This window comes from Geitlerinema calcuttense NRMC-F 0142 (genome assembly GCF_030285425.1).
Map to the genome: position 1 here is coordinate 23,178 of NZ_JASVEJ010000039.1, position 26,265 is coordinate 49,442.

The window sequence follows — 26,265 nt, forward strand, 5'->3', positions numbered from 1 at the left end:
TTTGGATCGACTTCCGTGATGTGTTTTTCGTAAGATCTCAGATTATGAGACTCTTCCTGCTGACGGTTTTTCTGTGCGGTCTGACGTGCCCCGTTTTTTCCCCGCTCCGCGCCCAGTCCCAGATGGAGTTGAATCAAACCGCTGCGGATTCTCTCGCCGCCGCTGAGAAGGAGATGGGTGACACATTGCAAAAAATCGTCACGATTTACAGTGATGAAAAACTTTTCCTCGAAAAGCTCGTCGGCTCCCAGAAGGCTTGGGAAACATACTGCAAAAGCCAGATGGATGCCCTTTTCCCGCTGGAGAAAGGCCGTGATCCATCGCAGGAATACGGTTCATCCTACCCCATGGCCCATGATCTGGAGAAAGAAAAACTGGTTCGTGAACGCATCGCCCGCTTGAAAGTCTGGCTCGACGGGGTCGAGGAAGGGGACATCGGCGCGGGTTCGGTTTATTCAAAGGACATGATTCGTGAACTCCAAAGCGGCGGCGCAAAATGAGCGAACCCGTGTCAGGCAAACTCTCCATCGTCGCCACACCCATCGGGAATCTGGAGGATATCACACTCCGGGCTCTGCGCATTTTGCGCGAGGCGGATGTGGTCGCCTGCGAGGACACCCGGCATTCGGGCCATTTGCTCCGGCACTTTGAAATTTCGAAGCCCTTGGTCAGCTACCACGATTTTAACGAGGCGCGCCGCACCCAGGAACTCACCGCGCAAATTGCTCAGGGTCGGAAAGTCGCTCTCATCTCGGATGCCGGAACCCCCGGCATTTCCGATCCGGGAGCGCGAATCATTCGTGCCGTCATTGCCGCAGGTCTGCCGCTGGAGGTGATTCCGGGCCCGAGTGCGGTGATTGCCGCGCTGGTGGGCAGCGGCTTGTCCACGGATGAATTTTATTTTGGTGGATTCCTGCCGTCGAAATCCGCGCAGAGACGCAATCTTTTCAGCAAATTGCTCGGGCGCACGGAAACCCTGTGTTTTTACGAGTCCCCCCACCGGATTGCCTCCTGCCTGGACGATTTGGAAACGGTTTTTCCGGCGCGACAAATTGTTCTGGCCCGCGAACTGACCAAGCTCCACGAGCAATTTGCGCGGGGCACCCCCGCCGAAGTCCGCGCGCAATTTGCCGGGCGTTCCCTGAAAGGCGAGATGGTGGTCTTGATCTCGGGCGCTGAATAATCCATTTCTCAGAAAAATAATCTTTGACGCGCATCCATAAAAGCATGAATATGGATTTATGAGAACCACGCTGGATATTCCTGACACCCTCTATAAACAGGCCAAAATCAGGGCTGTTGAAATGGGCACCACTCTCAAGGACATTTTGCTCCGTGGTCTGGAGAGGGAATTGTCCGGAAACGGGGCATCAGTGGCGGAAACCCCGCATCAACCCTACTGGGCCAACCGCAGACTGTTGCCCGAATACGAGGCGGCTTTGAAAGAAGGGGCGTTTTCAGGGGGGGAAGATTCCACGCAGATCATTTCCAACGAGAGGGATCAACGGTGAGAACCCTTTACTTCGACTCGACTTATATTTTCAAAATTCAATGCAATGAATTCGGCACGCCCGAAGTTCGTGCCTGTGCGGCCCATGCAAATTGCGTGGCCAGCGCACTGCATGGCCGGGCGGAATTCATCTCCGCGTGCCACCGGAAAATTCGTGAAAGCAGCGGAACCCATGGGCAACTCCGGGCGATGCTGGCGCAAATGCAAATGGAAACGGATCAAGGGGCGCTGAAATGGTTGCCAATCACCGCCGAGATGATTGCGCATGTGGAGTCGGTTGTTCAGGATGCCCCGGCCTCATGTTATTTGCGGGCGTCAGACGCGATTCATCTGGCCTGTGCCGCCCAAAATGGTTTTCAAGAGATTTACTCGAATGACCGACATCTTTTGGCCGCCGCGCCTCTTTTCGGGTTGCGCGGTGTGAATGTGATTCCTCAAAAATGAGAAAGCCATTTTTGCGCGCACGGGGGTTGAATTGAGAGAGGGAAAGCGGATTTGATCAGCGGAGCGAGTGCGAAAGCCTTGCCCGTGTCGGCGGTTTCGGCTTAGATTTTATTCCGACAAAGCCATCAGAATTCATGGGCGTTAATTTATGGAATCCCAAGTCACCCTCATCAGTTTATTCGAGCAAAGCCAGCGTGAACAGCCGGGCAAGGTGGCCGTCGTCTATGACGGGCAGAAAATCACCTATCGCGATATTGATGCGAAAGTGCGCAAGCTGGCCTTGTCCCTGACCGCCATGGGCGTGCGCAAGGGGGACCGTGTGGGCATTTTGCTCAGGAATTCGCCCGACTACATTTTCGCCTTTTACGGGGCATTGTTCTGCGGGGCGGCCGTCGTGCCTGTCAATCACATGCTCAAGGCCGGGGAAATCGAATACATTCTCAATGATTGTCAGGTGAAAGTGCTCGTTTCCTCCGGTGACTTTCGGGACGTGCATCAGGCGTTGCGGGGCAAATTGCCCGGGCTGACCGGGATTTACTTTGTCGAACATGAATTCTCCGAGGCCGGGCGCGCGGCGGCCAATGGTTTCCCCCGCATTTATTCCGAGGATATCGCCGTCATCATTTACACCTCGGGAACCACCGGGAAACCCAAGGGGGCGATGCTGCCCCACCGGGCGATTGTGGCCAATGTCAAAAGCTGTGAGAAAATTCTCGGCGCCTATAAAGGGGATCGGTTTGCCCTGCTGCTGCCGATGTTCCACAGCTTTATGATGACGGTGTGCATGGCGCTGCCCCTGTCCATCGGGGCGAGCATATTGCTGATCAAATCCCTGTCGCCCGCAAAAATATTTTCAGGGAAATCATCAAATATCGGGCGACGATTCTCCCGGCGATTCCCCAGCTTTTTCAGGCCATGACACAGGCCAAGCTGCCATTTTATTTTCACTGGGTTTTCCCCATACGCATGGCCATCTCCGGGGCCGCTCCCTTGCCCGCTGAAACTCTCGCGCAATTTGCGCGGAAATTCCGGTTCCCCCTGCTGGAGGGGTACGGTTTGTCTGAGGCGGCGCCGGTGGTCAGCTTTAATCCGGTCGAGAAAGACCGTCAGAAAGCGGGCACGGTCGGTGTGGCCATCGCCGATGTTGAAGTCGTTGTCAAAGATGAGGCGGGCAACACGCTCGCCACAGGGCAGGTCGGCGAAATCTGCGTCCGAGGCGACAATGTCATGAGCGGTTACTGGAATCAACCCGCCGAAACGGCGGCCACGCTCAAAGACGGCTGGCTCCACACAGGCGACCTCGGCAAAATCGATGAGGAGGGTTTTATCACGATTGTGGATCGCAAAAAGGACATGCTGCTGGTGCGAGGGATGAATGTCTATCCACGCGAGATTGAGGAGGCGCTTTACCAATTTTCCGGAGTCAAAGAAGCCGCTGTGGTCGGCAAATCCGACGACAAAAAAGGGGAGGTGCCAGTGGCTTTTGTCGCGGCGCAGGACGGGGCGATCCTTGATTCGGCGGCCATCGGGCGTTATCTTCGCGAGGTGTTGGCGGATTACAAGCAGCCGCGTGAGATTCGCATCGTGGACAAATTGCCCCGGACGGCCACGGGAAAAATTCTCAAACAGGAATTGAAAAAGGAACTCTGATCAAAAGGCGAAAAAACTATGGGTGAATTCATCAAAATCGGCACGGTCAATGACATTCCTCCCGGCAAATGCAAGGGGATCAACCTTCAAGGGGAGGACATTGGCATTTACAATGTGGATGGCCAATTCTGTGCGATGGAGAATACCTGTCCTCACATGGGAGCCCCCTTGAGTCAGGGCCATGTCAAAGATGGTGTGGTCATGTGTCCTTTGCACATGTGGAAATTTGACGTGAAAACCGGCAAGTCATTGACCGCCCCCGGCGCTGATTTGCAAACCTTTGAAATCAAAGTCGAAGGCGGGGACATTTTTCTCAAGAAAGAATGATGTTTCCTGAGAGTCATCTTAAACCACAAGGACATCACGATGAAATCCGCTTATGAACTGGCCATGGAACGGCTGCAAAAATCCAAGCCCTCCGTCAAACTCAATGATGAACAGAAAAAGCAAATTGCCGAGGTGGACTCGCTTTACAAATCCAAGATTGCTGAGCGCGAGGTGTATTTGCAGGAGTTGATCGCCAAAGCCTCCATGAAAGGGGATTCCTTGGAGGTCGGTGAATTGAAGAAGCAACTTGCTGGGGAGAGAAAAAAATTTGAGGAGGAAGCCGAGGAAAAGAAGGAGAAAATTCGGCAAGGGCAGTCGTGAGTCAGTGGCAGATGGTCACGCCCGGTTGTTTGGGGCGCAGCCCCATATTCATCATGAGGGTGTGTGAGTGAATTTGCGCGGGATATCTGAAATTTTTTTCGCGGTTGACGATGAAGCGCTCCCGGTTTAAGCTCATGGGCATGGCTACAAAATCAAAAAAACCTTCCTCAAATGCTGACATCATCCGCGAACTTTGTGTCGCTTATGCGATGGAGCTTGAAACAGTTCAAAATTATATCGCCAACTCCATTGATCTTGATGGGGTGCGCTCGGATGTGATCAAAAAAGCTTTGGCCGCTGACATCACGACGGAAATCGCGCATGCTCAACTGCTGGGACAACGTATCAAAACCATCGGGGGCCGTGTGCCGGGTTCTCTCGCTCTCGTGCGCAGCCAGAGTTTCCTCCAACCTCCAAAGAAAAATACCGATATTGTTTATGTCATAAAAGGCGTGATCAAGGCTGAGGAAGCCGCCATCGCCCAATACAACAAAATTATCAAAATGTGTGATGGTCGTGATTACGTGACTCAGGATATTTGCATTGAGACCCTCGCCAGTGAGGAAGAACACCGCCGTGAATTCATGGGATTTTTATCGGAATACGTCTCTTAATTCCATAAAACTCAGTAAAATAACATTTTAGCAGATCAGAGGACTTCTTTTTCTAAGCTTCCGTGGTATTTCACGGAAGCTTTTCTTTTTTAATGACTTAGAAAATTTATTATGAGGCGTTTTAGATTTTGTCAATGACCGCTTATCGATAAAATTACCCCGTTTATCGAAAATATATTTTACTTTAAAGGCTAATATGTTTCGATAAGCAGATGAAAGCAATTAAAGGAATCGCAAATCTTTTTCAGGTGAATTGGTTTGCTTTGATTGTTTTGCTGGTGATTTTTCTTTTTGGGATGTCGGCCTATGCCCTTCAAGCAACCGACATGATTGCCAGTGGAGTCTCCGATTGGAGCGCCTTGGCAATATCGGGTGTCAATGATGAGGTGCGCTGCGTTTTTGTTTTTGCAGCAGGCGCGATTTGTTCTGTGTTCGGTTTGATGCTTTCAGTCAGGAAGAGGCGGCATTCTTGATGAAAAATAACCAGTCAGCTCGTCCGAATTGACTTTGTCCGGCCTAGAGTTCCTTTTCCAAAGAGGCGATTTTTTCCAGATGATTTTTTTCATCCCCTGCCAATGATTTGGCTTGGTTGAGATACTCGCGTGCCCGCGCTTTGTCGCCAGCGCGAATATGGAGTTCCGCCAAATGCAGGCAGGCGTCCGGAAGCGGTTTGAAAAACAGGCTGCGCTCCAAAGTCTCCTGGGCGCTTTTGAGGTCGCCTTTGAGGAATTGAATGCGGCCCAATGTGTCGAGAATGTAAGGGTCTTGAGGGGCGAGTTCTTTGGCCTTGAGGGCGTTGGCGAGCGCATCGTTGAGGTCTTTGGTTTGGCTTTGAAGATAAGCCAGATTATTCAAAAGCAGGGGGTTGGTGGGGTTCTGAAAAAGAGCTTTTTTGTAATATTCAATCGCCGCCGGCTTGTTCTTTTCAGATTCGATCTCCGCCTTGAATGTGAGCAGAACCGTGTCTGCGGGGAAAAGCCGCAGGGAGGAATTCAGGAAATCATTGAATTTGCGCTGATCCACTTCCCGCAAAATGGCGGCGAGATGTCTTCTCACAGTGATGTCCTGCGGGAATCGGCTCAGGAAAAACTCCGCTTCCCCGACGGCCTTCATTTTTTCGCCCTGCTCCATGCGGATGCGGCTGAGCATGATCGCCGCACGGCTGGAGGCGGGATCATTTTTGAGAATTGTCTCGGCGGCCTCGGCGGCTTCCTTGAGTTTTTTATTTTCAATCAAATAGGCGGCCTTGAGCAGCGGCAGATTCGGATCATCGGGATAAGCCCTCATGAGATGGTCCAACTGGAGATTTGTCTCATAGCCGATCCGGTCACGGGTGGCATCGTCTTTGGATTGGGCCATCTGCGCCAGAAGCAGTTCGATCAAAGCAAGACGCGCCTCGCGCGGTGCGGATTTTTCCGCCTCGGCAATGAGGTTTTTTGCGGAGGGCATATCCCCGGCGGCGGCGCGGTTGCGGGCGCGGGCGAAAAGCAGGATGGGATTGTCCGGAGCGGCGGAGGAATACTTTTGCAGCAACGTGTCACTGTCGGACAAGGGCAGGGCTTGGGTTGTCTGAAGCACCAGAGGAATGAGAATATTCAACCGGTCCTTGAGTGCGGAGAATGGATAATCGGAAAGAATTTGAGCCGCTTTGGGAATTTGTCCGCTCTGGAGGAGGAATTGAATATGCAGAATTTTCTGAGTCTCCGGGGGCAATTTGCTTTTGGTCGATGCCAGGATTTTTTCGGTGGCCTCCGCGCCGATTGCCTGGCGCGCATTCTCCAAAATCATGCGGGCGGTTCCCTCATGTTGGTTTTCCTCAAAGAGGCGTTGCAGAATCCCTGTGGCTGCGGACAGATCCCCGTCTTCAGCGAGCATCCTAGCTTGCAAGGAGAGCAACACGGGGGAGGAATCAACCAAAGGCTGGTGTTCTGCCATGATCTTGCGGGCGAGGGGGCGGTTTCCCGCCCTCAAATTGGCCTGCGCATAATTGGCCAGAGTGCCGGGAGTGGGTGAAAGGGTGAAGGCTCTTTCGGCATCCTTTACGGCGGGGGACAGCTCATCCACCGACAGATGGTGCAACATGCGTTGAGTGTGCAGATCAGCATCATTGGGAAAACGCCGGATCGCTTCGTCAAGCGCCTGCTGGGAGTGGCGGGACTGTCCGGTGGCCCGATAATAGTCATGCAGTCGCAGATAATAACCCCGATGGTCTGGATTTGACTGAATCGCGGCCCGCAACACCTCAATGGCCTGACTGGTCGCGCCTTTCTGAAAGTCGAGTTCGCTTTTGAGAATGACCGCCTCGGGAAAGCTGGGATTGGCCTGAATGGCGCGGTCAATATCCGGTTGGACCGCGTCAACAGGGTATCCCGCCGCGATTTTGAGCCGGGCCAGCTGCAAATGATTGCGGGCGTCGGAGGCGTGGAGCGTCACATGACGGGAGAGCACGGTGATGGCGGCCTCCAGGGATTTCAGTGCCTCGGGACGATTCCGGGAATTCAAGGCTTTGTTTTGATGGGCGAGGGATTCCTCGACGAGCAGAATGTCATCACGCCGGGCGCTTTTGCGTGTTGTGGCGATTCGTGTCAATGCCGCATCGAAGTCTCCATTCATGATCAGCAGAAAAGTGTGGCGCGCGGCAATGTCCGTTTTGTCTGGAGACTCCTTGGAGAGTGACTCATAGAGGCTCAGAGCCTCTTTTGTTTTGCCAGTGGCCGCAAGAACCTGGGCTTTGAAAGCGCGTTGTGAGAATGGGGATTTGTCCGTGATCGTGTCGATCCGTGCGGTCTGAAGGGCTTCCTCAATGCGTCCTTGGTCCAGAAACATCAAAGACAGCTCTTGGGTGTTTTGAGTGAAATCGGGGGCGGCTTCCGCGATTTTTTTGCGAATTTCCAAAACATTTTGCGCTGGCAGTTTGGCTTGTTGAATCGAGAGAAATTGCGCGAGATAGACCGCGTTCTGAGGGTCCTGAGTGAGCGCCCGTTTGATATAATTCAAAGCGGCCTCATCCTGTCCTTCGCGGAACTCCAGATCGGACAGCAGAGACAATGCCGGCGCAAAGGAGGGATCTGCGGAGATGGCCCGCTCCAAACGGTTTTTTGCCGCGGTGAAATCCTGCACCTCAATATCGAGCTTGGCCAGAAGCAGTTGGTTTCCATTGTGCGAGGGGACTTTGCGGGCGATGTCTGAGGACAGGGAACGCGCCTCCGCGGTTTGACCCTGAGAGGCCAGATAAATGGCTTGGAAATAGAGGCCATGAACGCCGTCGGCATTTTTGTCCCGGGCCGTTTCAAGAATTTTGGCAATGGCCTTTTCATCCTTCAAAGCCAGGGCCTGATCGAATTGAATCTCCAAGAGGGTTGAGTCGGCAGGGTAAAGCTTGTAGCCTTCGGCGAGGATCGCCATGGCTTTGTCAGACTCACCCAGAGCCAGATACGCTCTGGCCGTCTCATGATACATGCCGGGGCCGGGCCGGGAGGATTGGATTCCTGAGATGGCCATTTTTTCAAAGTTCCAATTTTTCCGTGTCAGCAAATGACCAAAGAGGTCGGTGAGAATGGGAGGGGCGCCCGCCTCCGCCGCGCGGGAGACAACCCTTTTTGCCGCCTCGGTTTGATTGGCTGTCAGGAGATACATTTTTACGGCATGGACATTGGCCGGGTCCTGAGTGAGCGCCTCATCGAGGGTTTTGACGGCGACATCGTTTTTTCCCGTGCGCATGGCGGCCATGGCCTTTTTCAAAAGCACAGAACTCTTGCCTTCCTCTGCGGTTTTTTTGAGCATCTGATCATACACGGCCAGAGCTTCCGCATTTTTTCCTCGGGCCATCAGGAAGTCTGCTTGGAGTTCCATCACAGCGGGATGGCTTTTCTCGTCCTTGGAAAATGAGCTGAGTTGATTTTCAAGAATATCATACTCCCCGGTCTGAAGCAGCAACTGGGAAAAACGCAGGCGCGCCGGAAAGCTGACTCCTTGGGAGATGATGATTTTCCGGTAGCGTTCTTTCGCCTCGCCAATGAGACCGAGACGAATGGCGGATTCCGCCGACAGAAAGAGTCTTTCGCTTTCCTCCGCGCCTTGGAGAGGGGGGATCTGGTCGGCGATCAACATGGACTGTTGGAAATTTCCCTGCACAAAGGCGGTTTTGGCCTGAAGCATGGCGATTTGCACGGGCGCCATGCTGTGGGCGGATTGTTCCAGGATTTTGGGAACTGAGGAAAGGAGTTCATCCCGCTTTTCAGGCGTGGCCGCTTTGGCCGCCTGATCAATCAGGTGATTGGCATAACGAAAGGCGGCCTCCGCGCGAATGACCCCGCGTTCCATCCAGTCCAGGGGAGGACGGGGGGAATTGTCCTTGAGGAGTTGATCGATCATTCCAAGGGCATTTTGATCTTCGCCGGCCTGTAAAAAATGAAAGGCCGCATCCGCTCTGAGCGCAGGATCATGGGGATACAGGGACAAGGCCTTCTGGTAATACTCGGTGACAGCGGCATTTTGCGCGGGGTTAATCAGCGCGGAGAGCCGCAGGAGAGAACCCAGCTTGACCAGTTCAGCCGGAGGAGTTTTCACGGCGTCGGTTTGAGAGGCAAGGACATTGATCCGCATGATGTATTCATCCGGAACAAGCTGGCGGGAACCAATCAGCGTGGTGATATGCGCAATTTGCGCGGGAAGAGAGTCGGGATATTCCTGGGCTTCCTGCGCGGCGGAGTCCAGTGCGCGTTTCCGGAAATTTGCGGAAAGGTCACGGTCTTTGCCTGCGTCTTCGGCCAGCGCCAGAAGCACGGACAAGCGGGCGGCGGCAATGTCGGACTGATGCTGGAATGGTGAGTCGGGAATGTCCAGATCGGCCAGATAACGGTTCAAGAGCAGAGATTTGTTCTGGGCTTTTTGCCATTGGTTCAGGTTGAATTCCGCCAGGGCGCGGAATTGTTTTGCAGGCGCATTGTCGGGGTGTTTGGCCAGGATCGAATCACAGAGGCTTTTGAGATTTTGCCATGCCGCCGGATTGGATGCTTTGCCTTGGCGCACAAGGATTTTTGTGACGCGTTCGAAAAGTTCATTGTCGGTCATGTTGCCGGAAATCGCGCTGGAGAGAATCCCGGCGACTTGTTGCATCACAGTGGATGCTTCGGCTTCCGTGGAGACATCACGCGAGAGCAGGACATCGACGATTTGAAGCGCGTCGGCTTTGGGAATATAGGCATTTTTCGAAGATTCCACCCAGAGAGTGGCGGCTTGGGCGGGGTTTCCAGCGGCGAGGGCGGAGCGAGCCTGTTCCTGCAGCTTGAGTGCATGGGCGGGGCTGCTTTTTCTTTTATGATAGATATAGAGTGCGCTGGCTCCTAATATAGCGGTAAAAAGAATCGTCAGCAGGACAAAGATGATTAATTTTTTGCTCATAAATGTGGGTGATAAATTTAGATACAAATCCCTTGTCTTAAAGCGATTGGACCTGTATTCTTCCATGTTCAACTTAAATATCGATTATGGCAACAAAATCCTCACATCAAAAAAATACCCCTGCCCGGAAAAATTCTCCGGGGCGTTTACAGAACCCCATGCGCGGCTGTGACATTGTCGTCGCGGCTTTGGAACGGGAGGATGTCGATGTGATTTTCGCCTATCCTGGCGGGGCCAGTATGGAACTTCACCAAGGTCTGACCCGCTCGAAAAAAATTCGCACGGTTCTCCCCCGCCATGAGCAGGGGGGAGTGTTTGCGGCCATCGGGTACGCGCGCGCCACGGGCAAGCCCGGTGTGTGCATGGCCACGAGCGGCCCGGGGGCCATGAATCTCCTCACAGGGATCGCGGACGCTTTTATGGACTCGGTTCCTCTGGTGGCCATCACTGGACAGGTGCCCCAACACATGATCGGACGCGGCGCTTTCCAAGAAACCGATGTTTTCGGGATGACCCTGCCGATTGTGAAGCACAGCTATCTGGTGACCGACATCAATGACATTCCCCGCATTGTCAAAGAAGCCTTTCACATCGCCTCCACGGGACGCCCGGGCCCTGTGCTGATTGATATTCCGAAAAATATCCAGCAGTCCTACACCCAGCCCGTTTGGCCCGGCAAGATTGAATTGCGCGGTTATCGTTTGCCGTCCCAACCGGATGAGCTTGCGCTCAATGAAGTGGTGGGCCTGATTGAGAATGCCAAAAAACCGATGATTTATTGCGGGGGCGGCGTGATTTCCGCCGAGGCCAGCAAGGAGCTGACGCAATTTGCCGAGAAAACCGGCATTCATGTGGCCACAACCATCATGGGCGTGGGAGCGATTCCGGAGGATCATCCGCTGTCTTTGAAATGGCTCGGGATGCACGGAACCGTTTATGCCAACAACGCCGTGAATGAGGCGGATTTGATTCTGGCCATCGGCGTGCGGTTCGATGACCGGGTGTGTGGCAAGTTCGAGGAATTCGCCAAAAAGCAGTCATCGTCCATATCGACATCGACGCTTCTGAAATCAATAAAAACAAATTCGCCCACCTCCCGATCAATGCCGATCTCAAGGCGGTCCTGAACAAATTGCTCAAGATGGTGCGTCCGGGAAAATACACCGAGTGGAATAAACAGGTTGCCGAGTGGAAAGCGAAATATCCCCTGAAATTCAAACTCACCGATGAGGTGAAGTCGAATCTCTACATCAAGGACTTTCTCGGCGGCGACACCGGCGAGGTCATCATGCAGCAGCATGTGATCTCCCTGCTCAGTGAAATGACCAAAGGCCAAGCCATTATCACCACGGGCGTGGGACAACACCAGATGTGGGCGGGACAATATTACACCTATAAAAATCCCCGCTCCTACATCACCTCGGCAGGAGCGGGCTCCATGGGGTATGGTTATCCCGCCGCACTGGGCGCCAAAGTGGGGCGGCCGGACAAACAGGTCATTGACATTGATGGGGACGGCAGTTTCGTGATGAATATTCAGGAGCTGGCCACGGCCCACATTGAGAAAATCGCGGCCAAGGCAATCATCCTGAACAACCAACATCTGGGCATGGTGGTGCAATGGGAGGATCATATCTATGATTCCAACCGCGGGCACACATTCCTCGGGGACCCGGACAATCCCCATGCGATCTATCCGGACTTTATCGCCATTGCCAAAGGCTTCGGTGTGAAAGCGGAACGCGTTTTTCACAAACGCGATTTGAAAGCCGCCTTGCAACGGATGTTGGACTCCAAGGAAGCTTACGTGCTGGACATTATCGTGCCTTATACTGAACACGTGATGCCATTCATTCCTGCGGGCAAAACCTACAAGGACATCATTGTCGAGTAGGAGGGGATTCCCAGGGGAATTCGATTTTTTCCAACAAAAAAAGCCGCGCAATTTGCGCGGCTTTTATTTTGCGGAAAACGGTTGAAAATCACTTCGCGACTGATGTCTGGGGGAGCTTGGAGAGAATCTCGCCGACAAGCTTGCAGACTTTTCCGGAAATCTGTCCGTGGTCATGGAGCACGACCAGATAAAGTTTTCCGTGATTGAAAACAGTGATCAAATGTCCCGCCAACTCAATGGACATGGATTGCACCGCTGAATAAGGGGTGTTCTTGAGGGATTCACGGGCCTGCTTCAGACAGGCGGACAGGGAGGCACCGATTTTGTCGGACGGCAGAAGAGGATTGAAATCACGGGCAATCGGCAAGCCGTCCTCCGAGCAGAGCATGGCGCCGGAGAGAGTCGGAATTTTGCTGATGAGTTTGACAACGTCCTTGAATGAAAATTCGTTGGCCTTGCCGAGCTTGACGATTTTTTTGATGTTGTAGCGGAGATAATAGTTGTCCGCCTTTTTGCCGGATATTCCGGTGAGCCGGATGAAGGAATTCCGATCAAGGCCGGGAGACTCGAGAATCTCGCTCATGTGGTAGAAGGCGCCTTTGGAATTGCGGTATTCCACCACATTCTTGGCAATGTCTTCGGATATGCCGGTGAATTTGCTCAATTCATCGGCTGTGCAGGAATTAATGTCCAAGGTCGTCTGGCTCATAAGCTTCCGGTAATAAAGCCAATATTTGACACATGGTAAAGTGTAAAAAATATTTTCTGCGTAAAAAAAGTTGAATCCTCTCCTCTTTGTCGCAGACTCCTGAACTGTGAAAGATGACCCAAAACCCTCCATTGACAGGCTTCTGGAGATTATGAACCGTTTGCGCGCGCCCGATGGGTGCCCTTGGGATCGGGAACAGACGCATCGCTCGATCAAAAAGGTTTGATTGAGGAATGTTATGAGCTGGCCGAGGCGATTGATGTCGGGGATGACGAAATGTTGCGGGAGGAGCTGGGAGATTTGTTGCTTCAGGTAGTCTTCCACGCGCAAATTGCGCGGGAGGAGGGGCGGTTCGGTTTTGACGATGTGGCCGCGGAAATCGCGGACAAATTAATCCGGCGGCATCCGCATGTTTTCGGTGACGCAAGGGTCGGAGATTCCGCCGGTGTGCTCCGTCAGTGGGATCAAATCAAGGCTCAGGAATATTCCGGCAAGGAAGGATTGGCCAAACGGGAGTCGGCTCTCGACGGGATTCCCCGGGAGTTGCCCACATTATTGAAAGCGGAGAAGCTGCTCAAAAAGGCCGGTAAGGTGGGATTCACATGGAAAACCGCCGATGAGGCGCTGGCGAAATTTGAGGAGGAGGCGAGGGAACTGGAGGAGGTGGTGAATTCCACCGACCCGGAGGCGCTTCAGGATGAATTGGGGGATGTGCTTTTCACATTGGTCAATTTGATCCGACTCAAAGGTTATTCCGCGGATGACCTGCTGGCCCGGACGCTCAAAAAATTCGACATCCGTTTCCGGCTTTTGGAGAACCACCTCCGGGAGCAAAGGAAAGATTGGGATGATTATTCGCTTGATGAACTCAATAAACTCTTCAAAAAACTGCGAACCACCCATTCGGCGAAAACAGATTAACCATCAGCCCAGCGAAAAAACTTATGAAACAAGTTGTTCACGTCATTTCCCACACGCATTGGGATCGGGAATGGTATTTGCCCTTTCAATCCTATCGCATGATGCTTGTCGACAATATCGACCGTGTGATGGGGATTCTGGAGACGGATTCCGCATTCAGGGCTTTTCATCTGGATGGACAAACGGTGGTGCTGGAGGATTACCTCGCGATTCGCCCTCAGAATCGTGAGCGTCTGCAAAAGCTGATTCAATCCGGGCGCATATTGATCGGGCCATTCTATCTGCTCAATGACCAGTGGCTCGTCAGTGGTGAGGCCATCATCCGCAATTTGCTTTTGGGCCGCGCCATTTGCCGGGATTTCGGTGTGGAACCCATGAAAGTGGGCTATGTCGCGGACAACTTCGGGCATAACTCCCAAGTCCCGCAGATTCTGGCGGGGTTCGGTCTGGACAACGCGATTCTGGGGCGCGGGATCACTCCCCACAGCGTGAATGGCAAGAGCGAATTCATCTGGGAGGGGGCCGACGGCACCCGTGTGCTGACCCACATCATGGCCGGATGGTATAACAGCGCCTACAATTTTCAGGATAATCCTGTTCAGGCGGTCGAATACGCGCGGAAAGTTCATGCCCTGCTGTCGGGCTTCGCCAGCGCTCCGGTGATGATGGGCATGGATGGATGCGACCATATTTTCGCCAAGTCATGGGTGCCACGCATGTTGGCCGAGGCAAATCGCGCTCTGGGGGAGGGGATCGAATTTCGCCACAGCACCATGAGGGAATTCATGGAGGCTTTGAAAGCGTCTGTGCCGTCTGATTTGACCGTTTACAAGGGCGAATTGCGCGAGGAATTCCATGCCACCATCGTTCAGGGAACTTTCAGCGCACGACCGGAGATCAAGGCGCGCAACAATCGCTCGCAAATCTGGCTGGAACGTTACGCCGAGCCGTTGAGCGTGATGAATTGGATCAATGGGGGCGCTTATGACGCGGATTTCCTCTGGCATGCCTGGCGCCATTTGCTTCAGAACCATCCGCATGATTCGATCTGCGGGTGTTCGGTCAATCAAATTTACAAGGACATGACCCAGCGTTTTGACGCGGTGGATGACATTGCCCGCAATCTCAGCGCGCGCGGGCTGCAGCAAATTGCGGTGAGCCTCAAACCCGTGGCGCATGAATCGGTTCAAAAAGGAATCTTGCTCTACAACCCCTGCGGCTCCAAACACGAAGGCGCCCTGCGGATCAAATTGCTTTATCCTCTCAATGAAATGACCGGGCATGCGGAGCCGGAGAATCTGGAGAAATTGACAAAGGAAAAGCCTCCGTTTGAGCCTTTTGAATTGATTGATTCCACCGGACGCAAAATCCGGTGTCAGATCATTTCCCGGCGTGAAGGGGGCAGAGTCCGGAGTCTGAGTCCTTACAATCTGCCCGATCAACGCAAGGCGGTGGAATTCGATCTCGCCTTGGAGGATGTGAGGATTCCCGCGCTGGGGCATGAGTTGCTTCAGTGGAAATACGTCGAGCCGGTCAAACAGGTGGCCATCGGCGCTCCGCCCTTCGAGGACCGTCCGTTGCGGGTTCCACACGTCTCCGACGAGGCGCATGTGATGGACAATGAATTCCTGCGCGTGGAAATCAACGGGGACGGAACACTGAATCTGACACACAAGGAGACGGGCCGTCGGTTGGAGCGCACGCATTATTATGAGAATGGCGGGGAGGCAGGGCAGAGCTATGATTATTTCAAACCCAAGCGCGATGAGATATTCACCACACTGGGCATCCCGGCGTCCATTCGCATGACCATCAATGGCCCGGTTCTGGCCGAGTATGTCCTGCGGCAGGATTTCCCGGTTCCCCGCCGCAAAGACGGCGATGGACGCAGTCAGGAACTCGCGGTGATCACACTCGAAACGACCCTGAGTCTGGCGCGGGGACAGCGTTATCTCGCGGTCAAGTCCAGGGTGATCAATCCTGATGCGATGGATTTCCGTTTGCGGGTGATGATCCCGACGGATTTACGCAACGCGGCCGATCATGATGCCGAGACGACTTTTGACATCCCTCGCCGGGCGATTAAAATTCCTGAGCAGGCCCGTTTGCACAGCGGATGCTGGCACATGAAATCTTTTGTGAGTGTTTCAGACGGCAAAGAGGGTGTGGCCATTTTGAACCGTTCCTTGGCGGAGTATCATGTTGAAAACACACAGCGAAAGGAAATCGGACTCACATTGCTCAGGGCCACCAGCACGGTTTTTGGCGCGATGTGGGGAACCGAAGGAGTGGACGTGGAGACATTTGGGCAGGGCGAATATGAGCATGAATACGCCATTTGCCTGCATCGGGGCGATTGGACGGGCGCGGGGCTGCTCCCGCTGGCAGATTCCTATCAGGCTCAAGTTTTCCACGGCCTTTTCCCGAAAGCCGTCATGCGGGGGGATTTGCCGCATGGTTACAGCCTCATTGACGCCGGGGACAAACGTCTGCGGTTAACCTCGCTCAAACGCACGGAAGAAGGGGACGGGGTGATTGTCCGAATCGCGAATTTCAGTCCGGAAACTGTGACTGCGGAAATTCGTCTCGGTCGGACACCCACGGCCCTGGCGACGGTTCGTCTCGATGAAACCGAACCATGGGAATTGTCCCCTGCAAAATCCGTCAAGCTGACATGGAACCCCAAACAAATCATCACCCTCCGCGCGCAATTTGCGGATGTTCCCCCTCATGGTGGCAAGCCCGGTAACACATATCCATTCACCCAGCAGTTTTTGGTTTGAAGCAACAAGCTGAAAGTCACAGGAATAAAATGACCAAAATCTGCGTGGACAGCACGCGGAGGATCATGGTCAGGGGATAAACAGATGCATAGGACAGGGAAGGGGTGTCTGAATGGGTCATTTTATTGGCGAATGCCAATGCGGGGGGATCGGTCATGCTTCCGGAGAGGATTCCGCAGATGGAGACAAAATTCATCTTGAGCAGGGCGCGGGCGACGTAGCCCGCAATCAGGAGGGGAACCAGCGTGATGATGGCGCCATAAATCACCCACACCCATCCGCCGGCCATGATGGTGGCGACGAAGTTATGCCCGCTTTTGAGACCGACACAGGCCAGAAAGAGGGTGATCCCGACCTCGCGCAGCATGAAATTTGCGCTGATGGGCATGTAGAAACTCATCGGCCCGATTCTCCCGAGGCGGCTCAGGATCAAAGCCACGATCAGGGGGCCTCCGGCGAGTCCGAGTTTCACAGGGGCCGGAATGCCCGGGATCGTGAAAGGAATCATGCCGACCAAAACCCCCAGACTGATCCCGAGGAAAAAGGGGATGAGTTGCGGATGGTTGAGCTGTTTGGGGGAATTGCCCACGGCCCGCGCAAATTGCTCAAGGTCTTTTTCCTCGCCGACGGCGAGAACCGTGTCGCCGAATTGCAGGCGGAGATTTGGGCTGGCGGTGAATTCCACCTCGGCGCGGCTGATGCGGGTGATGGTGACTTGGTAGTCGGGATGAATCGAAATTTCCCCGATGCTTTTGCCCGTGGCGGATTGTTGGGAGACGATGATCCGTTTCGAGGAGAGGCATCCGGGAATGGCTTTGAGGTCCTGCTCACTGACCCGGCCTGTGATGAGGAGCAATTCATCGAGTTTTCCTTCGGCCCAACAGCATGAATGATGTCGCCGGTTTTCAGCGTGGTCACCCCTGTCGGCGTGAGCAATTCGCCCCCGCGCATGAGGCGTGAGATGACGACCCCCAGTTGTTTGTAAGAGGGGATTTCGTCAATCGTGCGCCCGTCGAGATTGGCGTTCTCGATGACGATATTCATCGTGGTGATCTGGTTGCGGGTTTTGTCAAGTTCCCGGGTCACCAGGGCGGTTTCTTCGGCGACATTGACCCGAAAAAACCATTTCACCGCGAACATCGCCAGAATGATGCCAAGGATGCCCATCGGATAGGCCACGGCATAACCCATGGCGGGGAGCTGAATCATTTCGTTGGTCAGCTGAGGATTCAGACGGAGCGCTTGTTGGGCCGCGCCGAGAGAGGGGGTATTCGTCGTCGCCCCGGAGAGAATGCCCACAATCGCGCCGAGTTCGATGCCGCTGATTTTGAAAATCGCCAGCGCCGTAAGCCACCCGGTGACCACGATGCCGGCGGCGAGGAGATTCGCATGCAGTCCCTGTTTTTGAGTGAACAAAAAGCCCGGGCCGACTTGGAGGCCGATGGTGTAAACAAAGAGGATGAGCCCGAATTCCCGGGCAAAATCAGCGACCCTTTCATCCACGCCGATTCCCAGATGCCCGAAAAGCAGCCCAGCGAAAAGAACTCCGGCGATGCCCAGCGAGATGCCGCCAAATTTCAAATTCCCCAGATACAGCCCGATGGCGGTCAGCAGTGACAGGACAAAAACCGTGTGCGCGGCGCCTTCGCCGAAAAGCAGGGATTGAATCAATTCCATGATGCGTCTGGTGCGTCTTCCTTTCTGGTCTCCACAGTAACCCCTTCATCCCTTCCGTGCGAAATTTTTTTCGTCCCAGATTCGCCCAATAACGACAATAAAAGTCTTAAGTGCGATTTTTTCTTGTTGCGATGGGGCAAATTGCCCAGCGCGCGAAAAATCCAAATAAAAAACGGGAATCGCTCAGATGCTATTCGGGGGCTTCGGCGCATCTTTGGCAGCGACTTCGAAGAGGTAGCCGCGAAGATATTCGGTTTCGGGAACTTCGGGGAGAACCGGGTGGTCGGGGCTTTGAGAGTGATATTCGAGCAGTCGGAGGGAATAACCCGCATCCGCCGCCGCGTCGGTGACGAATTCCAGAAAGGTTTTCTGTTGGATATGGTGCGAACAGGTGTAGGTGGCGAGCAGTCCTCCCACAGGCAGCATTTTGAGTGCGCGCAAATGGATTTCCTTATAGCCCCGGTGCGCGTCGCCGATATTGAATTTATTTTTTGTGAAAGACGGTGGATCCAGCACGATCAGGTCGTATTGTTCCCCGTGTTGGGAATTTTTTTTCAGGAAATCAAAGGCATTCTCGCACTGAAAATCGATTTCCACGCCATTGAGAGTGGCATTGGCGCGGGCGCATTCGATGGCCTTTTCCGAACTGTCCACAGACGTGACCGAAGCGGCCCCGGTTTTTCCGGCGAAAAGCCCAAAGGCTCCATGGTAACAGAAACAATCCAGCACCCGCCGCCCGGCAAACCGCGGGGCAAGTTGCGCGTAGATGGATTGTTGATCCAGAAAAAGTCCGGTTTTTTGCCCTTCGAGCAGATTCAGACGGAAGCGAACCCCGCCGCTGGTGATTGTCAAGTCCTCGGGCAGTTTGCCATGCAGGATCGATGTGACGGGTTCCAACCCCTCGGCAATTCGTCCCGACGAGTCATTGCGTTCGATGACGCATTCCGGCGCAAATTGCTTTTTCAAAATGTCCACCACCATGTCCTTGCGCTGGTCGAAAGCCGCTGTGAGGGTCTGAATGACAAAGCAATTTGCGTAGCGGTCGATGATCAGGCCGGGGAGCCAATCGCTCTCGCTGAAAACCATTCGGTAAGCCTCGGGCATGCGCTCCTTGAAAGTTTTTTCCCGGTGTGTTTGGGCGGCCAGAATTCTTTTGGTGATGAGTTCCTCATTGAGCGCCTTCACACCCATCGCGTAACGGCGCACCGCAATTTGCGAGCGTGAATGATACATGCCCGTGCCGTAGATGCGTCCGCGTTTGTCCTTGAGCACCACAATCGTGCCGTCGTCAAGACCCTCCGGACGGCGGAGAATTTCATTTTGATACAGCCACGGATGGCGGTGCCAGAAGCGGGAACCGCGCACGGGATTGATAATGATGGAGGGAAAGCCCATAAGAAAATTTTGGTCGGGATGGCGATCACCCGGGCAATTTGCCCGTGCGTTTTAATCGGCCTTGGTTCCGATCGCGGCCTCGATTTTCGAGAGAATGCGGCGGGAATATTCTTTCAGCTTGGGTTCCTGATCGCCCTCGATTAAAAGACGGATTTTGGGTTCGGTGCCCGAGTAACGCAGGAAAACGCGGCCCTTGCCGGCGAGTTCCTTTTTGACCGCCTCGATTTCATCGCTGAGTCCCGGAATGGATTCCAGAGGCGGCTTGGACTTGACCTTGACACTTTTGATTTCCTGGGGGTAACGCCGCATGCAGGCGCGCAAGTCTGAGAGCCGTTTGCCCGACTCTTTCATGATTTGGAAAATTTGCAGGGCTGAAACCAGACCGTCTCCGGTCGTTGAATAATCGCGGAAAATGATGTGGCCGGACTGTTCCCCGCCGAGATTGTAATCGTTATTCATCATCTCCTCAATGACGTAACGGTCACCGACTTGGGTGCGGATGACCCGGCCCCCGGCATTTTGAATCGCCTCGTCGAGACCGGCATTGCTCATCTCAGTGGTGACGAGCGTTTTATGGGCGAGACGGCCATTGCGAATCATCTCCAGCGCGGCGATGGCCATGAGTTCATCCCCGTCGACCAGTGAACCTTTCTCATCGACCAAAAGCAGGCGGTCGGCGTCCCCGTCATGGGCGAGGCCGACATCCGCGCCGTGAAGCCGCACCAGTTTCTGAATTTCCTCCGGGTGCATGCTGCCGCACTCATGATTGATATTCGTCCCGTCAGGTTTGTTATGATAGACAAAAACCTCGGCGCCCAGCTCTTTGAGCACACAGGGCGAGGACTTGTAGGAGGCGCCATTGGCCACATCGACGACGATGCGCATGCCTTCGAGTGTGAGACGGCGGTTGAAGGAGCTTTTGGCAAATTCAATGTAACGGCCCAGCGCGTCGTCGATGCGGAAAGCTTTGCCGACTTCCTCGGCAGTCGGACGAATGCTGTCGATGCGCCCGGAGAAAACAAGATCCTCAATTTCAGCCTCCAGTGTGTCGTCGAGTTTGTAACCGTCATTGCGGAAGAATTTGACCCCGTTGTCCTCATAAGGGTTATGCGAGGCGGTCAAAACAATGCCCGCATCGGCGCGGAGGGAACGCGTGATGTAGGCGACCCCCGGTGTGGGCAATGGCCCGATGAGAAGGGCGTCGACCCCCATGGATGTGACCCCGGCGACGAGGGCATTCTCAAGCATGTAACCCGACAGCCGGGTGTCTTTGCCGATGACAATCTGGTGGCGGCGTTTGTCATTCTTAAAAAAATGCGCGGCGGCCCGCCCGATTTTGAGGGCTGTTTCCGCTGTCAGGGGTTCGATATTGGCCACACCACGAATGCCGTCGGTGCCGAAAAGTTTGCGTTGGTTTCCCATGGGTCAAAGAGTATGCCGGAATCGTTGCCCGTGCGCAAAGCAATTCATCACATCAGGCAAAACGGCGGATCGCCTCCCAAGTCGTCAGGGCCAGCCGGGTGGCTTTGACATCATGCACCCGCAGAAAACGCGCCCCTTGGGCATGGGCCCAGAGTATGGAGGCCAGTGAACCCGGCAACCGGTCGTCGGGAGTGTCCGAACCGCTGATTTTGCCCAAGAAACTTTTGCGCGATGTGCCGACCATGACCGGCAGACCCAGCTCCCGCGCAAATTGCGCGGTCTGCGCGAGGAGTTCGAGATTGTGATCGGGGGTTTTCCCGAACCCAATGCCGGGATCGATGGCGAGTTGTTCCAGCGGGATGCCCGTGCGCGAGGCGTGGAGGGTTTTCCCGTGCAGGAAGGTGAAAACGTCATGGGTGACATTTTCGTAAGCTGGAGCAATTTGCATGTCTTGAGGTGTGCCACGCATGTGCATGAGGATCCATCCGGCCCCGTGTTGGCGAATCACTCCGGCCATGCCGGGATCGCGTCCGGCGGAGATATCATTGACGATTTGTGCCCCTGCTTGCAGCGCCGCATCAGCGACAGCGGGTTTGTATGTGTCGATGGAGATGACACAGTCCGAGGCGGCGCGAATTCCCCGGATCACGGGCAGAACCCGATCCATTTCCTCCTGCTCGGACACCGGGGTCGCGCCCGGACGGCTGGATTCACCCCCGACATCGATGGCATCCGCGCCGTCGGCGAGCATTTGCAGCGCTGAAGAGACAGCCTCCGCAGGAGTAAACCATTTTCCCCCGTCGAAAAATGAGTCGGGAGTGACATTCAGGATGGCAAAAATTTTCGATTCCTCGGCAATTTGCCAAGAACCGTTTTTGAATTGGAATCTCATCAGAGGAAAAACACCGGGGATTGTCAGGTGAGGGGAGGAAAAAATGGTGCGCTCGAGAGGACTTGAACCTCCACGCCTTGCGGCACAAGCACCTCAAGCTTGCGTGTCTGCCATTTCACCACGAGCGCGCGAATCTTTATTAGTAAGATAATCCTTTTGTCCGTGCAAGCCCGAAAAAAGGACTTTTTTTAGACCCCGGCGATTTGTGAGGCAATGTCAGCATCCTCATCGGCAATCAAGGCTGTCCAATTCTCCCCGTCAGCGAAAGTCCATAACTGATGATGCTTGTAGGCGTAGTGCAATTTGCCCAGAGGCCCGCTGTTTTTGGCGTGCATGAAGGCCAGAGAGGCCAGAAGCGTGCTGATTTCCTTGAGTTTCTCATCGGTGTAATCACTGATGGTTTTGGACAGGATATTGCCCCTCCGGTCATATGACCAGACGACTTGAACACCGTCGATGGCGGCGAGGGAATTTTGCAGTGTGCTCATGATTGGGACGGGGAAATGGCCTGTTTGAAACTGTCTCTCGACATCCACATGGACGATTCCAAGGGGGAGTGAACGGCGACCAATGTCTGGGCACGGGGAAAAATAAACCGTTTTTCCGAGTCGGACTCGACATAGACCTCACGGGTGATGTCCTCCCCGAGGATGCGCCCGAGGCACTGGCCTTGCTGCATCAGGAATGAGGCCAACGCGGCGGCTTGATTGGGGTGTTCAGTCAGACTGGCGGAGATGAGAGTGCCTGAGCGTGAGGCCAGCACCGCACCCTTGATGCCTGCGACCGAGGCGAGGTTGATGATGGCGTTTTCATGGGGGGGCTGACTGGTTTCATCAGTCTCCCCCGCAGGTGGCTCTGTGGCAGGGGAAGCGCCGGGAATGGTCAGCGAGTCAAAGTCCTGGTCGCTGTCCACACTGAACTCATCCTTTTTCTGCGCGGCCTCCAAGAGCAACCCCTCCCAGTTGCGCGTGATATTCTTTTTTGGATTTTCAAGGTAGGGATGCTCCTCGAAATGCCCCCGGTTCCAGCTAAACATCCGGTAAAAAGCCTCATCACCCTCGATGGCTCCGATTTGGGCATGAATAAATGCGCCCTTGTCAAAATAGAGAATTCCTTCATGAGCGCCATTTTTAAGAATGATTTTGACACGGGCGAGCGTGGAGCATTTGAGCTGAACCAAATCAGCCAAAGAGAGCTGGTAAATGATGCCGGAAAATCCCGTGTGCTTGATCGATCGGATATTCATGAGCAACTGGTCGAGTGTGTCCAGTTCGAAAGGTTTCGCGATGAATTCCACCGCGCCCAGCGCCAGAGCCTTCAGACGTGTTTCCTCCGAGGGACGGGCTGTCATGAGAATGACCTTGATCAACGGATGGCGGCGATTGATCTCCGTCATCAGAAAAAGTCCCGTGGCATCAGGCAGCTGTTGGTCGGTTAAAACCACGTCCACGGGTTCGGTGCCAAAATGCGCAGGGCATCCTCCACGGTCTCAGAAAAAATCGTGCGATAGGGAATCTCCTTGTGTTGCCAATGGAGTTCCAGCGATTCCAGAATCGCGCGGTCATCGTCGATAACCAGAAGGACGCTCTTGTGGTTTTTCTGATTCCGTTGAGTCACGAAACTAAGCCTAAATTGGTTTTGGATGACTGGCGAGGGAAAATTTTTCCGCCGGGGCGGAGGGAATTATTCCGCGCGCCACCGTAAAAACAAAATGAAGAAAAAATCACGAAAGCCTTGATTTTATTGGCCGATTTCACATACTGCGCAACGTTAAACAACCAACCACACAAAAGGAAAAAACAAAATGGGAAAAGCCCTCACTAAATCCGCGATCGCCGACACACTCGCCAAGAAACTCGACATCAGCAAAAAACTCGCTGTGTCCTTTTTGGACGAATTGGCTGTTCTGGCCTACAAAGAAGCGAAAAACACCTTCACATTGCCCGGTCTCGGCAAGCTCGTTTTGGTGCACCGCAAAGCCCGCATGGGACGCAACCCTGCGACTGGCGCGACCATCAAGATTCCTGCCAAGAAGGTCGTGAAATTCCGCGTGGCCAAAGCCGCCAAAGACGCGATCCTGAAGTAGTTTTTTCCAATACTGGTGCGGTTCATCCCGCACCCCCTGAAAGCGGTTGTGGCTCTGCCACAACCGCTTTTTTATTGGTTGGACGATTCTTGAATGCGGGCAATTTGCTCCACGGCTTTTATCCATTGTGCGAGCGCTTTTTCTGTCGCCCCGCATTCCTCCTGCCACCGGGTCACGGCCATGGCGCATTGACCCGTGAAAGAGGGATCATGAATGAATCGCTCCAGCGCCCGCGCAAATTGCGCGGGTTCACCCGCCGCCGAGACAGAGCCGAGGCCGTGGTCAAGAATCGTCCGGGAAACGGTATTCCGGTCGGAGCCGATGAAATGAACGGGGCGGCCCACTGAGGCGATGCCGTGGAATTTCGACGGCACGACAAGACCGTCGAAGTCCGGACTCTGACTGACGATGTGAAGGTCCGCCGCACCCAGCGCCGCGCCAAGATTTTGCCGGGGTTGATGCGGGAGAAAATGAATCGGGAGATTTTGCCGGGATGAATGCCATTTCCTCAAACGCTCCATACCGTAACCCTGACCGATTAAAACAAGGGCCAGTCGGGGGCAATTTGCCGCAGCAAGGGAAAATCCCTCCGCAATTGTCTCCCAGTCATGGGCCCGCCCGAGATTGCCGCTGTACATCACAACGAATTTTTCTGTGAGATGATTCGCACGCCGGAATTCCCCCGATGACCCTGCGGCCTCAGAACCCGTCGGAATCACCGACCAATTTGGGATGACGGAGACATTGATTTTGCCGCCATATTTCCTCTGACGAAGTGTCTGCTCCATGCACGCGCCCGGAACCACATGCAGATCGGTGCGGGCATCGACCCAATCGGCCACCGCTGAGAGAATCCGGCAAATCAGTCGTTTTCTTTTGGCGGGGGTTGTCGCGATGATCTCCGGGTAGAGGTCTTGAACCCAGTAGATCAGGCGGGAACCCCGGAAAATTTTGGTGATGACTCCGGCAATGACGATCAGGGGAGGGGATGTCATGGCGATGACGACATCCGGGCGGGGGCCAAAAAGCAGACGCCTGAGCGCTTGCAGGAAAAATGTCGCATAATCACACAGGCGTCCCGGAATGCTTCTCGTGCCGTAGTCCGTGCAGGCCATTCGTTCAATCGTGACATCGTTCCAACGTGTGATGTCGGATTTCTGCCTGTCTTTGAGCGCGTAACGGGTTACGCCACAGAGTCCGGCGACTTGGAATTTTCCTGTCTGCGCCAGCGCCCGCGCCAGATCACCATTGAGCTGAGCGGTGGCGGCTTCGTCGGGATGGAAAAAGTGATTGAGAATGACGACTCTCACGGTGATTCAATCCTTAGCAGACACCGGGGTGAGGGGAAAGCCCATCCTTTGAAGGGGGGGATGGGATTAACGCCCCCTCCAGTGGAGGTAATGATAGAGCGCGGCGATATTGAGCGCGTGTGTGATTTTGCCTGAGTGAATCATCTGCGGGATGTCAGCAAGAGGATAGAGCGCGGTGCTGATGTCCTCGGTCTCATCAAAGGCCGTGGCGCCGGAGGGGACACAATCTTCCACGAGCACGCAATAAACGGCATTTTGCTGAACAGCGGGATTCGGATGAAACTTCCCGATTTCCCGGGCCATTCCGCCGATGTAACCGGTTTCCTCGCGCAATTCGCGCACAGCGGCCTCGACGGGAGTCTCGTCCGCGTGGTCATGCACTCCGCCGGGGAGTTCGAGGGTCACCTCCTTGATGCCGTGGCGGTATTGCCTTACCAAAACAATTTGCTTGTCGGGGGTCAGGGCGATGGCGTTCACCCATGAGGCGCACTCGATGACAAAAAAATTGTGTTTCTGGCGTGTGACAGGAGAGGAGCATTCCTCCTCATGAACCTCAAAAATCCGGTAGTCCCCGGCTTTTTTGCGGGAGTGCAGCGGCCAATGCGGGGGTTCGGGACTCATGGTTGGATGCAAGATTTGCCCCCCTAGCGGGCTGTCGCGCTCCCAGCACCAGCGGCGGTGAGTTTGCGTTTATAATCATCGAGTTGCGAGCGTGGCATGATGGTCACTGTCATCGGAATGTCATTGAGAGGAATGTCCGCCTTGTCCTTGGCTTGGCCTGAGATCGCGTCGGCGACATCCATGCCCTCGACGATTTGACCGAAAACCGTATAGGCATTGTCAAGCGATGGGGCGTCCTGAATGACGATGTAGAATTGTGAGCCATTGGACTCGCGCCCCGGATTGA

General features: G+C 54.3%; 25 protein-coding genes, 1 tRNA gene and 3 pseudogenes. 14 read left to right on the forward strand and 15 right to left on the reverse strand.

Translation table 11 applies throughout. The features are described 5' to 3' along the window. The first annotated feature begins 44 nt into the window (after positions 1-44). From QQ055_RS10295 to QQ055_RS10340, 10 genes are all read left to right on the forward strand, one after another. Positions 45-500: a lysozyme inhibitor LprI family protein gene (locus tag QQ055_RS10295; RefSeq protein ID WP_284478349.1), complete on the forward strand. Its 456-nt coding sequence runs from the start codon at positions 45-47 to the stop codon at positions 498-500. Beyond that, positions 497-1,183: a 16S rRNA (cytidine(1402)-2'-O)-methyltransferase gene (gene rsmI / locus QQ055_RS10300; RefSeq protein WP_284478348.1), complete on the forward strand. Its 687-nt coding sequence runs from the start codon at positions 497-499 to the stop codon at positions 1,181-1,183. The genes QQ055_RS10295 and rsmI overlap by 4 nt, the downstream gene beginning before the upstream one ends. A gap of 58 nt (positions 1,184-1,241) precedes the next feature. Further along, positions 1,242-1,511, forward strand: a complete 270-nt coding sequence (locus QQ055_RS10305) for a hypothetical protein (RefSeq protein WP_284478347.1) — start codon at positions 1,242-1,244, stop codon at positions 1,509-1,511. Continuing rightward, complete coding sequence (locus QQ055_RS10310) at positions 1,508-1,954, forward strand: type II toxin-antitoxin system VapC family toxin (protein ID WP_284478346.1); 447 nt, start codon at positions 1,508-1,510, stop codon at positions 1,952-1,954. Before QQ055_RS10305 ends, QQ055_RS10310 begins: the two co-directional genes overlap by 4 nt. 148 nt (positions 1,955-2,102) lie before the next feature. After that, entirely contained in the window at positions 2,103-2,873 is a 771-nt protein-coding gene (locus QQ055_RS10315; RefSeq protein WP_349775345.1) for an AMP-binding protein, read from the forward strand. After that, positions 2,849-3,604: an AMP-binding protein gene (locus QQ055_RS10850; protein WP_349775346.1), complete on the forward strand. Its 756-nt coding sequence runs from the start codon at positions 2,849-2,851 to the stop codon at positions 3,602-3,604. Before QQ055_RS10315 ends, QQ055_RS10850 begins: the two co-directional genes overlap by 25 nt. An 18-nt stretch (positions 3,605-3,622) precedes the next feature. Next, a complete protein-coding gene (locus QQ055_RS10325) occupies positions 3,623-3,931 on the forward strand; it encodes a Rieske (2Fe-2S) protein (protein ID WP_284478343.1) in 309 nt (102 codons plus the stop codon). Between the two features lie 39 nt (positions 3,932-3,970). Beyond that, positions 3,971-4,252 (forward strand): hypothetical protein, encoded by a 282-nt coding sequence (locus tag QQ055_RS10330; RefSeq protein WP_284478342.1) that lies wholly within the window; start codon positions 3,971-3,973, stop codon positions 4,250-4,252. A 140-nt stretch (positions 4,253-4,392) separates the two neighbouring features. Beyond that, positions 4,393-4,866 (forward strand): ferritin-like domain-containing protein, encoded by a 474-nt coding sequence (locus QQ055_RS10335; protein WP_285965257.1) that lies wholly within the window; start codon positions 4,393-4,395, stop codon positions 4,864-4,866. Between the two features lie 212 nt (positions 4,867-5,078). After that, positions 5,079-5,339, forward strand: coding sequence for a hypothetical protein (locus tag QQ055_RS10340; protein ID WP_284478340.1), 261 nt, complete (start codon positions 5,079-5,081; stop codon positions 5,337-5,339). Between the two features lie 43 nt (positions 5,340-5,382). On the opposite strand, the gene QQ055_RS10915 is transcribed toward QQ055_RS10340, so the two are convergent. After that, positions 5,383-8,049: a tetratricopeptide repeat protein gene (locus tag QQ055_RS10915; protein WP_432806012.1), complete on the reverse strand. Its 2,667-nt coding sequence runs from the start codon at positions 8,047-8,049 to the stop codon at positions 5,383-5,385. A 2,306-nt stretch (positions 8,050-10,355) separates the two neighbouring features. Between QQ055_RS10915 and ilvB the strand changes: the two are divergent. Then, a pseudogene (ilvB, locus tag QQ055_RS10855) lies at positions 10,356-12,163 on the forward strand (biosynthetic-type acetolactate synthase large subunit). 88 nt (positions 12,164-12,251) lie between these two features. Here the strand turns inward: ilvB and QQ055_RS10360 are convergent. Beyond that, a complete protein-coding gene (locus QQ055_RS10360; RefSeq protein ID WP_285965253.1) occupies positions 12,252-12,872 on the reverse strand; it encodes a helix-hairpin-helix domain-containing protein in 621 nt (206 codons plus the stop codon). A 183-nt stretch (positions 12,873-13,055) separates the two neighbouring features. Here QQ055_RS10360 and mazG point away from each other — a divergent pair, with 183 nt between their 5' ends. Beyond that, the gene (gene mazG / locus QQ055_RS10365; protein WP_286004667.1) at positions 13,056-13,793 is read left to right on the forward strand and encodes a nucleoside triphosphate pyrophosphohydrolase; all 738 of its coding nucleotides are present in this window, start codon (positions 13,056-13,058) and stop codon (positions 13,791-13,793) included. Between the two features lie 23 nt (positions 13,794-13,816). Further along, positions 13,817-16,576, forward strand: coding sequence for an alpha-mannosidase (locus QQ055_RS10370; RefSeq protein ID WP_284478333.1), 2,760 nt, complete (start codon positions 13,817-13,819; stop codon positions 16,574-16,576). 16 nt (positions 16,577-16,592) lie between these two features. On the opposite strand, the gene QQ055_RS10375 is transcribed toward QQ055_RS10370, so the two are convergent. The 10 genes and pseudogenes from QQ055_RS10375 to QQ055_RS10415 all read right to left on the reverse strand — a co-directional run bounded on the left by QQ055_RS10375 (position 16,593) and on the right by QQ055_RS10415 (position 23,579). Then, a complete protein-coding gene (locus tag QQ055_RS10375) occupies positions 16,593-17,084 on the reverse strand; it encodes an aspartate-alanine antiporter-like transporter (RefSeq protein ID WP_286004668.1) in 492 nt (163 codons plus the stop codon). Positions 17,085-17,222: 138 nt separating this feature from the next. Next, positions 17,223-17,432, reverse strand: a pseudogene (locus QQ055_RS10920) (hypothetical protein); the annotation flags it as partial. A 20-nt stretch (positions 17,433-17,452) separates the two neighbouring features. Then, positions 17,453-18,253 (reverse strand): annotated as a pseudogene (locus QQ055_RS10380) (aspartate-alanine antiporter-like transporter); the annotation flags it as partial. A 183-nt stretch (positions 18,254-18,436) separates the two neighbouring features. Continuing rightward, the gene (locus tag QQ055_RS10385) at positions 18,437-19,648 is read right to left on the reverse strand and encodes a class I SAM-dependent rRNA methyltransferase (RefSeq protein ID WP_285965250.1); all 1,212 of its coding nucleotides are present in this window, start codon (positions 19,646-19,648) and stop codon (positions 18,437-18,439) included. Between the two features lie 51 nt (positions 19,649-19,699). Further along, positions 19,700-21,070, reverse strand: a complete 1,371-nt coding sequence (glmM, locus tag QQ055_RS10390) for a phosphoglucosamine mutase (protein ID WP_284478329.1) — start codon at positions 21,068-21,070, stop codon at positions 19,700-19,702. Positions 21,071-21,122: 52 nt separating this feature from the next. Beyond that, a complete protein-coding gene (gene folP, locus QQ055_RS10395) occupies positions 21,123-21,962 on the reverse strand; it encodes a dihydropteroate synthase (protein ID WP_284478328.1) in 840 nt (279 codons plus the stop codon). A gap of 44 nt (positions 21,963-22,006) precedes the next feature. Further along, positions 22,007-22,090, reverse strand: a tRNA-Leu gene (locus tag QQ055_RS10400). Between the two features lie 60 nt (positions 22,091-22,150). After that, entirely contained in the window at positions 22,151-22,450 is a 300-nt protein-coding gene (locus QQ055_RS10405; protein WP_284478327.1) for a hypothetical protein, read from the reverse strand. Continuing rightward, entirely contained in the window at positions 22,447-23,412 is a 966-nt protein-coding gene (locus QQ055_RS10410; RefSeq protein WP_286004670.1) for a response regulator, read from the reverse strand. The genes QQ055_RS10405 and QQ055_RS10410 overlap by 4 nt, the downstream gene beginning before the upstream one ends. Then, positions 23,397-23,579: a hypothetical protein gene (locus QQ055_RS10415; RefSeq protein ID WP_286004671.1), complete on the reverse strand. Its 183-nt coding sequence runs from the start codon at positions 23,577-23,579 to the stop codon at positions 23,397-23,399. The genes QQ055_RS10410 and QQ055_RS10415 overlap by 16 nt, the downstream gene beginning before the upstream one ends. Positions 23,580-23,766: 187 nt before the next feature. Here QQ055_RS10415 and QQ055_RS10420 point away from each other — a divergent pair, with 187 nt between their 5' ends. Then, entirely contained in the window at positions 23,767-24,048 is a 282-nt protein-coding gene (locus QQ055_RS10420) for an HU family DNA-binding protein (RefSeq protein ID WP_284478325.1), read from the forward strand. A gap of 71 nt (positions 24,049-24,119) precedes the next feature. On the opposite strand, the gene QQ055_RS10425 is transcribed toward QQ055_RS10420, so the two are convergent. From QQ055_RS10425 to QQ055_RS10435, 3 genes are all read right to left on the reverse strand, one after another. Further along, positions 24,120-25,358, reverse strand: a complete 1,239-nt coding sequence (locus tag QQ055_RS10425) for a glycosyltransferase family 4 protein (RefSeq protein ID WP_284478324.1) — start codon at positions 25,356-25,358, stop codon at positions 24,120-24,122. A 66-nt stretch (positions 25,359-25,424) separates the two neighbouring features. Next, positions 25,425-25,979 (reverse strand): NUDIX hydrolase, encoded by a 555-nt coding sequence (locus QQ055_RS10430; RefSeq protein WP_284478323.1) that lies wholly within the window; start codon positions 25,977-25,979, stop codon positions 25,425-25,427. A 23-nt stretch (positions 25,980-26,002) separates the two neighbouring features. Further along, on the reverse strand, positions 26,003-26,265 hold a 263-nt coding region (locus QQ055_RS10435; RefSeq protein WP_286004672.1), incomplete at its 5' end, for a peptidylprolyl isomerase.

Excerpts from the sequence above, each read along its gene's own strand:
- QQ055_RS10295 (WP_284478349.1), top strand. The coding sequence starts at position 45 with ATGAGACTCTTCCTGCTGACGGTTTTTCTGTGCGGTCTGACGTGCCCC.
- rsmI (WP_284478348.1), top strand. The coding sequence starts at position 497 with ATGAGCGAACCCGTGTCAGGCAAACTCTCCATCGTCGCCACACCCATC.
- QQ055_RS10305 (WP_284478347.1), top strand. The coding sequence starts at position 1,242 with ATGAGAACCACGCTGGATATTCCTGACACCCTCTATAAACAGGCCAAA.
- QQ055_RS10315 (WP_349775345.1), top strand. The coding sequence starts at position 2,103 with ATGGAATCCCAAGTCACCCTCATCAGTTTATTCGAGCAAAGCCAGCGT.
- QQ055_RS10325 (WP_284478343.1), top strand. The coding sequence starts at position 3,623 with ATGGGTGAATTCATCAAAATCGGCACGGTCAATGACATTCCTCCCGGC.
- QQ055_RS10330 (WP_284478342.1), top strand. The coding sequence starts at position 3,971 with ATGAAATCCGCTTATGAACTGGCCATGGAACGGCTGCAAAAATCCAAG.
- QQ055_RS10335 (WP_285965257.1), top strand. The coding sequence starts at position 4,393 with ATGGCTACAAAATCAAAAAAACCTTCCTCAAATGCTGACATCATCCGC.
- QQ055_RS10340 (WP_284478340.1), top strand. The coding sequence starts at position 5,079 with ATGAAAGCAATTAAAGGAATCGCAAATCTTTTTCAGGTGAATTGGTTT.
- QQ055_RS10360 (WP_285965253.1), bottom strand. The coding sequence starts at position 12,872 with ATGAGCCAGACGACCTTGGACATTAATTCCTGCACAGCCGATGAATTG.
- QQ055_RS10370 (WP_284478333.1), top strand. The coding sequence starts at position 13,817 with ATGAAACAAGTTGTTCACGTCATTTCCCACACGCATTGGGATCGGGAA.
- QQ055_RS10375 (WP_286004668.1), bottom strand. The coding sequence starts at position 17,084 with ATGATTCCTTTCACGATCCCGGGCATTCCGGCCCCTGTGAAACTCGGA.
- QQ055_RS10385 (WP_285965250.1), bottom strand. The coding sequence starts at position 19,648 with ATGGGCTTTCCCTCCATCATTATCAATCCCGTGCGCGGTTCCCGCTTC.
- glmM (WP_284478329.1), bottom strand. The coding sequence starts at position 21,070 with ATGGGAAACCAACGCAAACTTTTCGGCACCGACGGCATTCGTGGTGTG.
- folP (WP_284478328.1), bottom strand. The coding sequence starts at position 21,962 with ATGAGATTCCAATTCAAAAACGGTTCTTGGCAAATTGCCGAGGAATCG.
- QQ055_RS10405 (WP_284478327.1), bottom strand. The coding sequence starts at position 22,450 with ATGAGCACACTGCAAAATTCCCTCGCCGCCATCGACGGTGTTCAAGTC.
- QQ055_RS10420 (WP_284478325.1), top strand. The coding sequence starts at position 23,767 with ATGGGAAAAGCCCTCACTAAATCCGCGATCGCCGACACACTCGCCAAG.
- QQ055_RS10430 (WP_284478323.1), bottom strand. The coding sequence starts at position 25,979 with ATGAGTCCCGAACCCCCGCATTGGCCGCTGCACTCCCGCAAAAAAGCC.